This is a genomic window from Gracilibacillus ureilyticus (assembly GCF_900111195.1).
In the GTDB taxonomy this organism is placed as follows: domain Bacteria; phylum Bacillota; class Bacilli; order Bacillales; family Amphibacillaceae; genus Gracilibacillus; species Gracilibacillus ureilyticus.
The window spans coordinates 11,468-25,240 of record NZ_FOGL01000020.1 but is presented as its reverse complement, the minus strand read 5'-3'; the positions used below and the strand labels follow the sequence as shown (position 1 = coordinate 25,240).

Sequence of the window (13,773 nt, the reverse complement as noted above, 5' to 3'; positions counted from 1 at the left end):
TATAATGAGATTATACAACACGTTGTAGTAAAAACATACACTATGTAAATTTTATAGAAGGAGAAGAGGGAGTATTTTATGAAGAAAGTACAAACAGATGTGATTGTTGTAGGGGCTGGTCCGTCGGGTTTAATGGCAGCAAATCAATTGAGCCATTATCAAATCGACTATGTTTGTATCGAAAAAGAAAAGAATCGCTCTGTTTTTTCAAAAGCAATGGGTATCCATGCAAGAACACTAGAAATGCTGGATTTGCTTGGAATTACTGATTCATTTATCGAGCGTGGCTACCCGGGACATGGGGCAAAACTATATATGGGCGAACAAAAGGCATCTTTATTAGCCTTGCATCAAATCGAAAGCAGATTTCCCTATATGCTTGCTATTCCTCAAACAGAAACCGAAGAGATACTTGAAAACCATCTTAATAACAAAGGTGGAGCAATTAATAGAGGAGAAGAACTAATAGATGTAATAAATAATAATGAAAGTGTTGTTGTAACAGTAGTAAAAGATGGTGAGATAATCGAGTATCAGGGACAATATCTACTCGCATGTGACGGTGCCCACAGTAAGGTAAGAGAGAGGTTAGGGGTTGAATTTATCGGGGATAAAGAAGGAAAGACATTTTTTCTTGGAGACGTGGAAACATCAACAGTGGATCATTCCATGATCACTGGTTTTATTAATGAAAGAGGTGCAATTGTTTTTTTCCCATATCTGAATGGAACATTTCGAGTAGTAGGACTAGATCTTTCCATACAAGGAAAAAGAAAAAAACATGATAAACTTTTATTACAAGAATTGAAACAAAGTATTGATTACGTAGCAAATACATCGATTGAGATCGATGATGCAAAGTGGCTCACTTATTTTGGAACCGCCCATAAGCAAGTGAAAAATTATCAGTATGGTCGCGTCTTTTTTGTTGGAGATGCAGCCCATATTCATAATCCGCTTGGAGGCCAGGGGATGAATTTAGGTTTACAAGATGCAACAAACATCTGCTGGAAACTTTCAACGGTTATAAAAGAACATGCAGAAACAGCATTACTTGAAACCTATGATCAAGAACGACGGCCGATAGCAAAGGATATTCTACAACAGACCAGCCGTTTATTAAGGTTTATATCGACAAAAGCAACAGTTGGGAAGTTTCGAAATTATTTGACGAAAGGGTTGTTAACAAGTTCCAGAATTCAATATCATATTGCCAATAACTTATCTCATATTAAATATCATTATGATTCCACACCCATCAATAAAAGGTTGGCAGACTCCCGGTTGAAAATGAACAGTTTACAAGCTGGTGACAGAATTCCAGATATTTTATTTTTATATAAAGAAGTACCAGATAGAAGGTTATATCATTTGCTGCAAGAACAGTCATTTCTTTGTTTTGTCTATATGGAAGAACAAACAGGAGATGTCATAAGGTATGCCAACCTTCTGGAAGAGCAAATATCCAGTAAATTTGGTGACTTGGTACAAACATTTCTTGTAGTCAAAGGTGGGGTTCCAAATATGGAGGGCAATCAACTGCCGGTTATTTATGATGTTTACAGAGAATTTGAACAGAAACTTACGTTACGTAATGGCCATACTATGTTTATCCGTCCTGATGCCCATGTAGGGTTTCATACTATAGAACAGGATAATGAGGCGATTCTCGCTCGCATGCACAAATTTCTTAATAAAGCACCACATTAGGCGGATTTTTACTAGTGAAGAAATGGACTAAGAGCAATAGAGCATTCATATATTGAATGTTCTATTTTTGTGTGAAGAACGGACGTATTATTGAAGTCATGTTAAGGGATAACCACTAAGTTCGGAGCCGTACTAATTTGTACCAATTCCACTTTATACGAACAATGCAGATGATAATCAGAAAAATGTTCGTGTGTAAAATTGACATTGGCCAGTTTGATTGATAAAATTATTAACGTGTTAATAAAATGATTAGGCGGAGGTGCCGTATATGTCTTCAGTAGTAGTAGTGGGAACACAGTGGGGAGACGAAGGTAAAGGAAAGATTACAGATTTTCTTTCACAAAATGCGGAAGTTGTAGCAAGATACCAAGGTGGAAATAACGCAGGTCATACAATTAAATTTGATGGGATTACATATAAATTGCACTTGATTCCTTCAGGGATCTTCTTTGATGATAAAATTTGTGTATTAGGAAATGGAATGGTTATCGATCCGAAAGCACTAGTAGAAGAATTAGCATATTTGCATGACAAAGGTGTGAGTACAGATAATTTACGTATCAGCAATCGCGCTCATGTCATCTTGCCATATCACTTAAAATTAGATGCACTTCAGGAAGATGAAAAAGGTGTTAATAAAATCGGTACAACACGTAAAGGGATCGGTCCTGCTTATATGGACAAAGCAGCTCGTGTCGGTATCCGAATTGCAGACCTTTTAGACAAGGAAGCTTTTAAAGAGAAGCTTGAGAGTAACCTGAAAGAGAAAAACCGTCTGTTTGAAAAAGTATACGAAACAGATTTAGTGAAAATAGAAGATATTTTAGAAGAATATTATGAATATGGTCAGCAGATTAAAAAATACGTTGTCGATACATCTGTTGTGTTAAATGACGCATTAGATGACGGCAGACGTGTATTATTTGAGGGTGCACAAGGTGTTATGCTGGATATCGACCAGGGTACGTATCCTTTCGTTACATCATCCAATCCGATTGCAGGTGGTGTAACAATCGGTTCCGGTGTTGGCCCGTCAAAAATTAACCATGTTGTTGGTGTATCGAAAGCCTACACAACACGTGTTGGTGATGGACCATTCCCGACAGAGCTTGAGAATGAAGTTGGTGACCGCATCCGTGAAGTAGGGAATGAGTATGGGACAACAACAGGACGCCCTCGCCGTGTAGGCTGGTTTGACAGTGTTGTTGTAAGACATGCCCGCCGTGTCAGCGGAATTACGGACCTTTCTTTAAACTCTATTGATGTTCTTACAGGAATTGAAACATTAAAGATATGTACTTCTTACAAGTATAAGGGTGAGATTATGGAGGAATTCCCTGCAAGCTTGAAAGTCCTTGCAGAATGTGAGCCGGTATATGAGGAGCTTCCAGGTTGGACGGAAGATATTACGGGTGTAAAAAATCTCCATGAACTTCCGGAAAATGCACGTCATTATTTAGAACGAGTGTCACAACTGACAGGTATTCCTTTATCTATTTTCTCTGTTGGACCAGACCGTTCACAGACAAATGTAGTACGAAGTGTTTACAGCTAAATAGAATGCATAATGGATAAACCGGGCGATAATAATCGTCCGGTTTTTTTGGCAGGATACGAACACTTATTTTTAATTTTCTGCCATTTAAATATAGTTTCTCCGTCTTTTCTCTTATATTTCCTTCATTTTTGATTAATCGACAAAACTTATGTTAATTTATGGAAGTTATTATACAGTTATGTTACATTACGGTGTAAAGCCTTTTCACCTAATATTGTTATATGTTACCTTAATAAAGGTGATTCATTCGAATTAAAGATATTAATGGATCATTTTAGGGAAATAGGAGGAAAAGCACGATGCGAGAAAGTAAAATCCAGAATATAAAGAAAACAGTTAGAAACACAATGCTAGCTGGTTTAATAGGATTCGGTATTGCCGCTCCAACTGTATCCGCTGATGAAACAGCATTATCGGAAATCTATCATGTATATGTAGATGGAGAGCATATCGGAATAGTAGATGACCAGCAGCAAATTGCTAACTTTGTAGAACGCAAGCTAGAAAACTTAAAAGAAGAAACTCAACATTCAGAATATACGTATACAATTGATGAGAACATTACATATGTTCCAGAAACAGTTTTTACCGCTCAGACAACAGAAACGGAAGTAATTGATTACTTAGAAGAAGAATTGACGGTAAAAGTGGAAGCAAGTGCACTAATTGTTGGCGGTGAAACAGTTGGTTACTTCGCCAATGAGAAAGAAGCAGAACAGGTAATTCAGGCATATAAAGAAAAATTCGTCAGTGCAGAAGTTTTAGACAGACTTGAAAACAGTTCTGAATCTGAAGCAATATCTGTTGGAGAGTCACGAATTACGGATGTCAGTTTAACGGCAGATTTTTCAACAAAGGATGAGAAAGTGGCAGCAGCTGAAGTGTTAACAGTTCAGGAAGGGTTGACACTTTTAGAAAAAGGTACGCTGGAAAACAAAAAATATACTGTAGCGGAAGGCGATGTTCTTGGTTCCATTGCATCCAAACATGATCTGACGCTGGATCAGTTAATGGAGCTTAACCCGGGGTTGACTGAAGACTCTTTAATCCAGATTGGCGATGAGCTGAATGTTACGGTATTAAAGCCATTTGTTGAAGTAATAGTAACAGAGGAACAAAAGACAGAAGAGACGATTGAATTTGAAACTGAAATTGAAGAATCAGAATCTATGTACAAAGGCGACGAAGAAGTAAAGCAGGAAGGTTCTGACGGCGAGAAAGAAGTACAATACCAAATCCAGAAAATTAATGGAAAAACAGTTAACAAAGAAGTAGTGAAAGAAACGGTTACGAAAGAAGCTGTTAATGAAGTGATTGTGAAAGGAACAAAAGTAGTTCCATCACGCGGATCTGGAGATTTTCACTGGCCGGCAGTCGGTGGCTACATTTCCAGCCATATGGGTGAACGTTGGGGCTCACACCATAAAGGCATCGATATTGCAGGTGTAGGCGACCGTTCCATCTTAGCAGCTGATAACGGAACAGTAGTTTCAGCAGGTTGGGATAACGGCGGTTATGGCAACAAAATAGTTATTGACCATAACAATGGATATCGCACCGTTTACGCACATCTATCTTCAATCAGTGTTTCTGCTGGTCAAACAGTGGAAAAAGGCAGTACGATCGGTGTAATGGGTACAACAGGTAACTCTACTGGTATCCATCTCCATTTCGAAGTATATCAAAATGGTTCATTAATTAATCCAGCCGGTCTTTTCTAGAACATATAATATATTTACCCTAAAATGATAATTTTAAACCCTTGTTACCGCATAGTAGCAGGGGTTTTTCGTTTCAATATCACTACAGCCAGAAGACCCGATTATTAGAACAACCGCTCATTGATAATCATTCTATCATTTTTGCTGATTGGAAATGATTTGTTAAGCGGATTAAATGGAGAAGAAAAGACATTTGAGCAAATATCAGTTAAAATAGATAATTAGGAAAGTATACTAAAAACATTTTATATAAAAAAGGACGTGCTTTTATGAGTCAGAAAATATTAGTTGTAGATGATGAAAAGCCGATTGCCGATATATTAAAGTTCAACTTAGAAAAAGAAGGCTATGATGTAATTTGCGCATATGACGGGGATCAGGCGATAGAATATGCGATCAATGAAAACCCTGATTTAATTCTGCTGGATATCATGCTGCCAAACAAGGATGGAAATGAAGTCTGCCGTGAGGTAAGAAAAACACACAGCATGCCAATTATTATGCTGACAGCAAAAGATGCAGAAATAGATAAAGTCCTGGGACTGGAACTAGGTGCTGATGATTATGTGACCAAACCTTTCAGTAATCGTGAACTTATTGCAAGGGTGAAGGCGAATCTCAGAAGACTGAATCAGGAACCGGATCAGCAAAAACGTGATACAAATGATATTACAATTGGTTCCTTAGTGATTCATCCGGATGCCTATACTGTCACAAGAGATGGAAATTATATTGAGTTAACACACCGTGAGTTTGAATTGCTCCATTACTTGGCACGGCATATTGGGCAGGTAATGACACGGGAACACCTTTTAGAAACCGTCTGGGGATATGATTATTACGGAGATGTCCGCACAGTAGATGTTACGGTGCGACGTTTACGTGAGAAAATTGAAGACAACCCAAGTAATCCTTTATGGATTGTTACACGAAGAGGTGTCGGTTATTATTTGCGGAATCCTGAGCAGGAGTAATCTTTCATGAATAGAGTAGGTTTCTTTCAATCGATTCGACTGAAGATAATTATTGTTTTGATACTGTTTCTGTTATTAGCTATTCAGGTTGTTGGGGCGTATTTCGTTAACAAGCTTGAGGATAACCTGAATAAGAACTTTGAAAGCAATTTTGAGGAAAGGGTGCAGATACTTGTAACCAACCTTGAGGAAGTGTTAACGAAAGATAGAACTGGAGATGAAGATGGCCCGACATTGCAGGATGAAGTAAAGGATATTATCAACAGGTACTCTGCTGATATTTTTACAGATTTGCAGGTAGTGGATACCCAGTTGCGTGTAATAGGGGCTGACGGTAGACTTGAACGGATTGGGAAAAGGGTCACAGGTGACAGTAATATAAGCGTAGCCCTCCAGTTTGACCAGCAGGAGGAGGAATTATTCCGCAATCAGTATAATAATGATCGAACATTAAGGCGGACGGTTCCGATTGTTGATAGTGAAACCGGCAACCCTGTAGGTGTGTTGCAAGTGGATGCGTCAATTGAGGAAATATATACTCTATTAGAAAATGTGACACAGATATTCCTTAATGCAACCATGCTGGCAATTGTTGTGTCGATTGTACTCGGTTTTCTTGTTGCACGGTCGATTACGAAACCAATCACCGAGATGCGAAAGCAGGCAATGATAATGGCACGGGGAGACTTCTCGAAAAAAGTTAACGTATATGGAGCAGATGAAATTGGCCAATTGGCGATTACCTTCAACAATATGAATGATCGGTTAAAGCTTGCTAACCAGACGACGGAAGAAGAAAGACGCAAACTGAGCTCAGTACTCTCCAATATGTCCGATGGGGTAATTGCGACAGATGAAAATGGGGCAATTACATTAATTAACGGCCCTGCTTCCAACATGATCGGCATTGCTCCTGAAGAGGCAAAAGGCCAAATGATCGTAGAAGTTCTGCAAATGGAAGACAAGGTAATTGATGTAAAAGAGCTGGAAGAGACAGGATCTCTGACCATTGATTTTAGTACAGATGAGGAATTATTTTTAGTGAAGGCAAATTTTTCTATTGTTCAGGATGAAGAGGAAACATTTACGGGTCTTATTACAGTTATTAGTGATGTAACCGAACAGGAAAAAGTGGAAAGAGAACGACGGGAATTTGTTTCCAATGTATCCCATGAACTGCGGACACCACTCACAACAATGAAAAGTTACATCGAAGCATTAAACGAGGGTGCATGGGAAGATAAAGAATTGGCACCACATTTCTTAAATGTCACTCAAAATGAGACAGACCGGATGATCCGTCTTGTGAATGATTTACTTCAATTATCGAAGATGGATCATAAAGATAAGACAATGAATAAAGAACAGACAGACCTTGTCCCGTTAGTTCATCATATTCTGGACAGGTTTGATATGAATAAGACAGAACTGATCGATATCGAAAGAAAAGTACCTGATGAGAAAATTGAGGTCTGGATTGATACAGATAAGATTACCCAGGTTATCGATAATATTATGTCAAATGCGATAAAGTACTCTCCGGAAGGTGGTAAAATTACTTTCCAGTTAATCAGAGAGCGAAAGCGGATTAAAATCAGCATACAGGATCAGGGGCTGGGAATTGCAAGAGAAAAGGTAGACAAGATCTTTGAGCGTTTCTACCGGGTAGATAAAGCAAGATCGCGTGAATTAGGTGGTACTGGTTTAGGACTTGCCATTTCCAAGGAAATTATCGAAGCACATCATGGTCATATCTGGGCCAACAGTAAAGAAGGACAAGGCACAACCATCTATTTTACACTACCACTAATGAATTTAAAGCGGGGTGGTAGAAGATGAAATTCGAATTAGCGAAAACGATTATTCTCACCTTTCTTGTTGGACTAAGCTTTCTGTTAACATTAGCGATATGGAATTATGACCGTGCCTATGAGGTTGCTGAAGATGCTGATCAGACAACAGAAGCAGAATTGGCAGGCATGGAGGAAAATAAAAAGAATTTGATTGAGCCATATCAGATTGTCTTTCATACAAATGGAACGACTGTAGGATACGAAAATAAAAAAGAAGAACTTGAAATATTCGACTATGTTTCCAATCTTCATTTATACGACTTTAAGATGCTTGAGGAAAATAACCGGATCGATGAGTCTGTTGATTATGTGGAACTTGTTTTTCCGACATCCATGCCATCAAGCTATATAGCTGAAATCATTTCTACTGAGGGACCAGTATCCATCGATACCCAGTTTAAAAGCATTAAACTCTTTTTAGACGAAAACAGAGACTCTAATCAAATCATCTTTGAAAACAGTGATCCTTACGGAATTGATATAAGGGCAAATATCCAGAACATGCCACAAGTGATTGAACATTTTAACCAATTGCTGCTTGTGGGGGATTTTATCACATATTTGCCTGTCGAAGTGCGCAATAGCCAGACGATATATATCCCGAAAGATGCAAATATTAAAGGGAAGAAGTTTCGTTACACTACGATCAGCCCGGATACACAGACGTTCCAAAGTATCTTTTTCCAAAACCCTCAGGATGTGGCAAATTCACCGAACCCTGAAGGTGGCCAGACTTATTCAGATGGAACAAGGCAAATGGTAGTCAGAGGATATTTTATGGAATTTACTGATTTTTCAACTGATGACATCACACAAAATGAACAGATGGAAGGTACTGCCATACAGGGGATTGGAGACCAGCTTCTCACTAATTCGTTAGAGCACATTAATTCACACAATGGCTGGTTTACAGAGAAGTCAGAGAACATTAAGTACCGTTTATATGATCTGAATACATCTTTACGTAATATAAAGTACCGGATGGTCTATAATAATTACCCTGTTTTCTCATCAAATTCCCTTGAGGATATTGCTACAATGTCACTGGAGTACCGCAATGGCAAAGTTTTTAAATATACGAGACCACTGATGATATTAGCACAGTCATATGACCGGTCAGACAGAAAACTGATGAGTGCGGAGGAACTGGTAGCTTTTCTTGAAGAAAGCGAGCAGTATGAAATGAACCGGATATTAAATATCCAGTTAGGTTACCGGATTGAACAGCAGGAGCAGGTATATGATCTAATCCCGACATGGTGTGTGGAAACATATAATGGCTGGGAGATTATAACGAGGGATATGGTTGTAGATCAAGGAGGGCAGAGAAATGCAGTGGGGACAAATTAAAACACTTTTCATTTTATGCTTTCTTATCCTTGATATTTTCTTATTACAGCAATTCATTAAAAATCAGCAGACAGTATCTGTTTTACCCGAAGCATCGTTAGAAGAGAATATCCAGGGGAATATTGAAGGACTTGATAACATTCCTGAGGAACCTACAGAGGCGTCGATGCTTTATGCACAGCGGAAAGAACTGTCAGAGGACGATATGACTGCCCTTGAGGAATTACCAAACCAGGACATGCTAATCATCGAGGATCACCTGATCATCTCAAGATTTGATGATCCTGTTGCTTTCGATATTGACGAAGCCGGAGATAACATTGTAGAGAACATCTGGAATGATGAAAGTTATGACCTGGAAAATTATATTCTTGATGAAAAGACAAACACGTATCTATTTTTTCAAAAAATAGATCACCCGATTTTTTATAATTTGAGTGGTGTCCTGATGATTCATGTCAATGAGGATGGTGACATGACTTCATATGTCCAGACAATCCTCGAGAAAGCAGAAGAGCAGCCTGAAGAAAAATATGGTCTGGCAAATCCAATGAAAGTTATCTCAGATTTGTTCAGACGTAACAGCATTCAGTCAGGTTCTACTATATCAAAAATGGAATTTGGCTATCACAACTTATTGCCATTACCAAATGGTGTACAAGTATTAATCCCTACATGGGGAGTGGAAGTAAATGACTCTGAATATTATTATGCAAACGCAGTAGAGGGACATATTTCAACAAGAGACGAGAACGAATTTGTTTCAGAAATGAGAAATGATATACAGGAGTATGTCGTAAGTGATATTGGGGCGATTCAGCCATTGGACCCTGATTGGGAACAGCAGGATATCACACAGTTTCTGAATCAATTGCTACAGAATATCGAGTTATCAGATGGAGTGAACTAGAATGACCTTTCAATTTAGTGTTTTAGCTTCCGGAAGTACGGGGAATGCTTTCTATATAGGAACAGATAAGGAAAAAATATTAGTAGACGCAGGTTTAAGCGGAAAAGAAATGACAAGGCTTTTTGAAGAAGTGGATATTGACCCAGGACAACTTTCCAAGATATTAGTTACACATGAACATAGTGACCATATTAAGGGTCTTGGTATCTTCGCAAGAAAGTATAATTTACCGATCTATGCCAATGAGAAAACATGGAAAGCTATGGAGAATTCCATCGGGAAAATAACAACAGACCAAAAGTTTTTATTCAATATGGAAGAAACTAAGACATTTGGTGATATAGATGTGGAATCATTTGCAGTGTCACATGATGCGGCTGATCCGATGTTTTATGCCTTTCATCATAACGGGAAAAAAGTGGCCCTTGTCACTGACTTAGGCTATGTGTCAGAAAGAATTAAGAAAACAGTAGAAGGTGCAGATGCCCTTATTTTTGAAGCAAATCATGATGTGGAAATGCTCCGGATGGGTCGCTATCCATGGAGTGTGAAGCGGAGAATCCTCGGTGATTCCGGCCACGTATCAAACGAAGATTGTGCACTTGCACTGAAAGATATAATTGATGACAAAACAAAACGTATTTATTTGGCACATTTAAGTAAAGATAATAATATGAAGGAATTAGCACGCATGTCGGTAGAGCATGGCCTGAACGACTACGGTTTTTCTGTTGGCGATCATATCAGTTTACATGATACAGATCCGAAAGTGCCTACACCTTTATATGATGTTGGTTAATTTCTTAGCATATTATAAGGATAATCAATAAAAAATGGCAAAGGGTGACCAAATTGGGATACTATGATGATCATTATCCAAGACAAAAAAGCAGAAAAAGCAACTGGATGATTCCTTTAGTTATTGGTCTGGTACTTGGTGCGTTTTTATTTGCGCTCGTATTGCCTGCCCTTGTAAAAAATGATTTGTTACCATATGAAGTGATCATTGGGGAAAAACAAGCAATAAATGCAGACCAGGATGGTAATGAAGATCCTAATAATGTGCCATCAGATGTCCAGAATGTCCAGGTTGATATTTCATCAAATATAACGGACATTGTGACAGAAGTTTCACCGGCAGTCGTAGGTGTTGTAAATATTCAGTCACAATCAAATTTATGGTTTCAGGAACAGTCCGGTGAATTAGGTACAGGATCTGGAGTGATTTACAAAATTGATGGAGACAAAGCGTTCATTGTAACAAACCACCATGTGATCCAGGGTGCAGACCAGGTAGAGATTGTATTATCTGATGAGGAAAAAGTGGAAGCACAGTTAATCGGAAGTGACATGTATACAGATTTAGCTGTTGTGGAAATGGATGCAAATCATGCGGAAAAAGCAATTGAACTGGGGCAATCAGATAATGTCCATGTCGGAGAGCCTGCAATTGCGATTGGTAATCCTCTCGGAATGTATTTGTCTGGTTCTGTAACCCAGGGGATTATCAGCGGGAAGCAGCGTGCAATCCCACAGGACTTTAATGGAGACGGAAGAGCAGACTGGCAGTCAGAAGTTATCCAGACAGATGCAGCAATTAACCCCGGAAACAGTGGCGGGGCATTAATAAATATGCAAGGGCAATTAATCGGAATTAATTCAATGAAAATTGCTGAATCATCTGTAGAAGGTATCGGATTTGCGATCCCGATCGATGATGCCAGACCAATTATCGAAGAATTAGAACAAACAGGGGAAGTAACCAGACCATTCTTGGGAGTAGAGGCATATTCCTTAAATGAGGTAGCAGAAATCGAATGGGAAAGAAGTTTAAACTTACCTGATGAGGTGGAGCAAGGAATATATATCCGAAGTGTGGAACCATTGTCACCTGCCGATGAAGGCGGATTACAGGCATATGATGTGATTACAGAACTAGATGGAGAGCCTGTTGGAGACATTGTTGATTTAAGAAAACACCTATATGAAAAGAAAACAGTAGGAGAAGCACTAACCGTTGTTTTTTACCGGGAGGGTGAAAAACAGGAAACAACCGTTGAGTTAACAACGTTAGCGTATGAATAAGAAGTGTGGATAAAAGTGAGCAACAAGCTTTTATCCACACTTTTATTTTGTTTATCCACAAACTGTGGATGACATGTGAATAGATGTATGTATATTGTACTAGAATTTATGTTCTGTACAATATATGTACACGGAAATGTGGGTATGTGGATAAGTTTGTGGATATGTGATGAATTTCGTTATTAACATGTGAATAATTATAGGGATTCAGGACGTTATGTGGATAAATTGGAGGATCTAGTTTGATTTTTACACAGGATGATAGTATCTTTAGATGAGTATGAATCATAGATGAGGTGATGGAATAATGTATAAAGAACCAATTTTCTTGCAGCCGGTATTTCAGGAACGGATTTGGGGCGGGAAAAAGTTACACACAGAATTTCACTACGCGATACCATATGAACGGACTGGAGAAGCATGGGCCATTTCCGCACATCCGAACGGACCTAGCAAGATCATCAATGGTCCTTTAGAAGGGAAAAATCTGCTTGACGCATGGGAAAATCATGGAGAGCTTTTTAATAAATCAAGTGATAATAATGAGGCATATCCATTATTGATAAAAATCCTTGATGCAGATGATAACTTATCTGTACAGGTTCATCCTGATGATAAATATGCCCGTGAACAGGCAAATGAAGCATACGGAAAAACGGAATGCTGGTATGTGCTGAGTGCAGAAAAAGGATCAGAATTAATTATCGGCCATCATGCCCAGACAAAAGAAGAATTAGAGGCACTTATAGATGATGGAAAATGGGATGAGCTATTGCGGAAAGTACCTGTAAAAGCAGGTGATTTTGTTTATGTGCCAAGTGGTACGATTCACGCGATTGGCAAGGGAATTGTCATATTAGAAACACAGCAGAGTTCTGACATCACTTATCGGGTATATGATTATAATCGGACAGACGCAGTAGGAAATACAAGAGAACTGCACCTGAAGCAGGCTAAGGAAGTAACGACAGTTCCACATGAGACCCCTCAGTTAAATCAGACAGTTGAAAAAAATCAGGGATTGGTTAGCAAAAAGCTGGTGGAGGAGAAGTATTTTACCGTTTACCACTGGAAGCTGGAAGGATCTGTTGAAAAAGTAAGGGATAATGATTTTCTTCAGGTAAGCCTTGTCGAAGGTGAAGCTGTAGTAACAGTAAATGGACAAAGTTATACGATTAAAAAAGGCGATCACTTTATCATCCCGGCGACAGTGGACAAATACAAATTAGAAGGCAATGGAGAATTTATTGTTTCACATACATAAACTATTTTATAGAAAAATCGCCCCAATGGTAATGGGGGGCGGTTTTTTTATATCCTTTCTTGTAAATACAAACATTTAATTTTCCGAAAGATATTTATAGCTGAAGTACAAGATGATGAAGACATGATTATTCAGCAACTAAGGAAATGCGTAATTGAAAAGCCCAGAAAGCAGGAACGGAAACGCTACGCAAGGAAATCGGTGCCTCTTTAGTGCTGCTGAAAGCCATCGCATGAGGGGAAAGTAGGAGCGAAGAAGTTCGGATGCGTTCTGAAAGCCATCGCGTCGGGAAAAATTGGAGCGAAGAAGTTCGGAGGTGATCTGAAAGCCATCGCGTCGGGAAAA

Annotated in this window: 10 protein-coding genes; all 10 read left to right on the top strand. The window is 38.8% G+C overall.

All coding sequences use genetic code 11. From position 1 onward, the window contains the following. Positions 1-78: 78 nt before the first annotated feature. The 10 genes from BMW36_RS16615 (at position 79) to manA (ending at position 13,428) form a co-directional block, all read left to right on the top strand. A complete protein-coding gene (locus tag BMW36_RS16615; protein ID WP_089743192.1) occupies positions 79-1,710 on the top strand; it encodes an FAD-dependent monooxygenase in 1,632 nt (543 codons plus the stop codon). Positions 1,711-1,981: 271 nt separating this feature from the next. Next, positions 1,982-3,268 carry an adenylosuccinate synthase gene (locus BMW36_RS16610; RefSeq protein WP_089743190.1) on the top strand — a complete coding sequence of 429 codons (1,287 nt, stop codon included), beginning with the start codon at positions 1,982-1,984 and terminating at the stop codon, positions 3,266-3,268. A gap of 302 nt (positions 3,269-3,570) precedes the next feature. After that, on the top strand, positions 3,571-4,992 hold the full coding sequence (locus BMW36_RS16605; protein WP_089743188.1) for a M23 family metallopeptidase: 1,422 nt from the start codon (positions 3,571-3,573) through the stop codon (positions 4,990-4,992). A 269-nt stretch (positions 4,993-5,261) separates the two neighbouring features. Then, on the top strand, positions 5,262-5,966 hold the full coding sequence (yycF, locus tag BMW36_RS16600) for a response regulator YycF (RefSeq protein WP_089743186.1): 705 nt from the start codon (positions 5,262-5,264) through the stop codon (positions 5,964-5,966). Between the two features lie 6 nt (positions 5,967-5,972). Further along, positions 5,973-7,805 carry a cell wall metabolism sensor histidine kinase WalK gene (gene walK / locus BMW36_RS16595; RefSeq protein WP_089743184.1) on the top strand — a complete coding sequence of 611 codons (1,833 nt, stop codon included), beginning with the start codon at positions 5,973-5,975 and terminating at the stop codon, positions 7,803-7,805. Then, positions 7,802-9,169 carry a YycH family regulatory protein gene (locus BMW36_RS16590; RefSeq protein ID WP_089743183.1) on the top strand — a complete coding sequence of 456 codons (1,368 nt, stop codon included), beginning with the start codon at positions 7,802-7,804 and terminating at the stop codon, positions 9,167-9,169. Before walK ends, BMW36_RS16590 begins: the two co-directional genes overlap by 4 nt. Beyond that, on the top strand, positions 9,150-10,079 hold the full coding sequence (locus tag BMW36_RS16585) for a two-component system regulatory protein YycI (RefSeq protein ID WP_089743181.1): 930 nt from the start codon (positions 9,150-9,152) through the stop codon (positions 10,077-10,079). The genes BMW36_RS16590 and BMW36_RS16585 overlap by 20 nt, the downstream gene beginning before the upstream one ends. Position 10,080: 1 nt before the next feature. Then, positions 10,081-10,878, top strand: coding sequence for an MBL fold metallo-hydrolase (locus BMW36_RS16580; protein ID WP_089743179.1), 798 nt, complete (start codon positions 10,081-10,083; stop codon positions 10,876-10,878). 53 nt (positions 10,879-10,931) lie between these two features. Beyond that, positions 10,932-12,164, top strand: a complete 1,233-nt coding sequence (locus BMW36_RS16575; protein ID WP_089743177.1) for a S1C family serine protease — start codon at positions 10,932-10,934, stop codon at positions 12,162-12,164. A gap of 307 nt (positions 12,165-12,471) precedes the next feature. Beyond that, the gene (gene manA / locus BMW36_RS16570; RefSeq protein WP_089743175.1) at positions 12,472-13,428 is read left to right on the top strand and encodes a mannose-6-phosphate isomerase, class I; all 957 of its coding nucleotides are present in this window, start codon (positions 12,472-12,474) and stop codon (positions 13,426-13,428) included. Positions 13,429-13,773 lie beyond the last annotated feature (345 nt).

Coding starts and splice junctions, on each gene's coding strand:
- BMW36_RS16615 (WP_089743192.1), top strand. CDS start 79: ATGAAGAAAGTACAAACAGATGTGATTGTTGTAGGGGCTGGTCCGTCG.
- yycF (WP_089743186.1), top strand. CDS start 5,262: ATGAGTCAGAAAATATTAGTTGTAGATGATGAAAAGCCGATTGCCGAT.
- BMW36_RS16590 (WP_089743183.1), top strand. CDS start 7,802: ATGAAATTCGAATTAGCGAAAACGATTATTCTCACCTTTCTTGTTGGA.
- BMW36_RS16580 (WP_089743179.1), top strand. CDS start 10,081: ATGACCTTTCAATTTAGTGTTTTAGCTTCCGGAAGTACGGGGAATGCT.
- manA (WP_089743175.1), top strand. CDS start 12,472: ATGTATAAAGAACCAATTTTCTTGCAGCCGGTATTTCAGGAACGGATT.
- BMW36_RS16610 (WP_089743190.1), top strand. CDS start 1,982: ATGTCTTCAGTAGTAGTAGTGGGAACACAGTGGGGAGACGAAGGTAAA.
- BMW36_RS16605 (WP_089743188.1), top strand. CDS start 3,571: ATGCGAGAAAGTAAAATCCAGAATATAAAGAAAACAGTTAGAAACACA.
- BMW36_RS16585 (WP_089743181.1), top strand. CDS start 9,150: ATGCAGTGGGGACAAATTAAAACACTTTTCATTTTATGCTTTCTTATC.
- walK (WP_089743184.1), top strand. CDS start 5,973: ATGAATAGAGTAGGTTTCTTTCAATCGATTCGACTGAAGATAATTATT.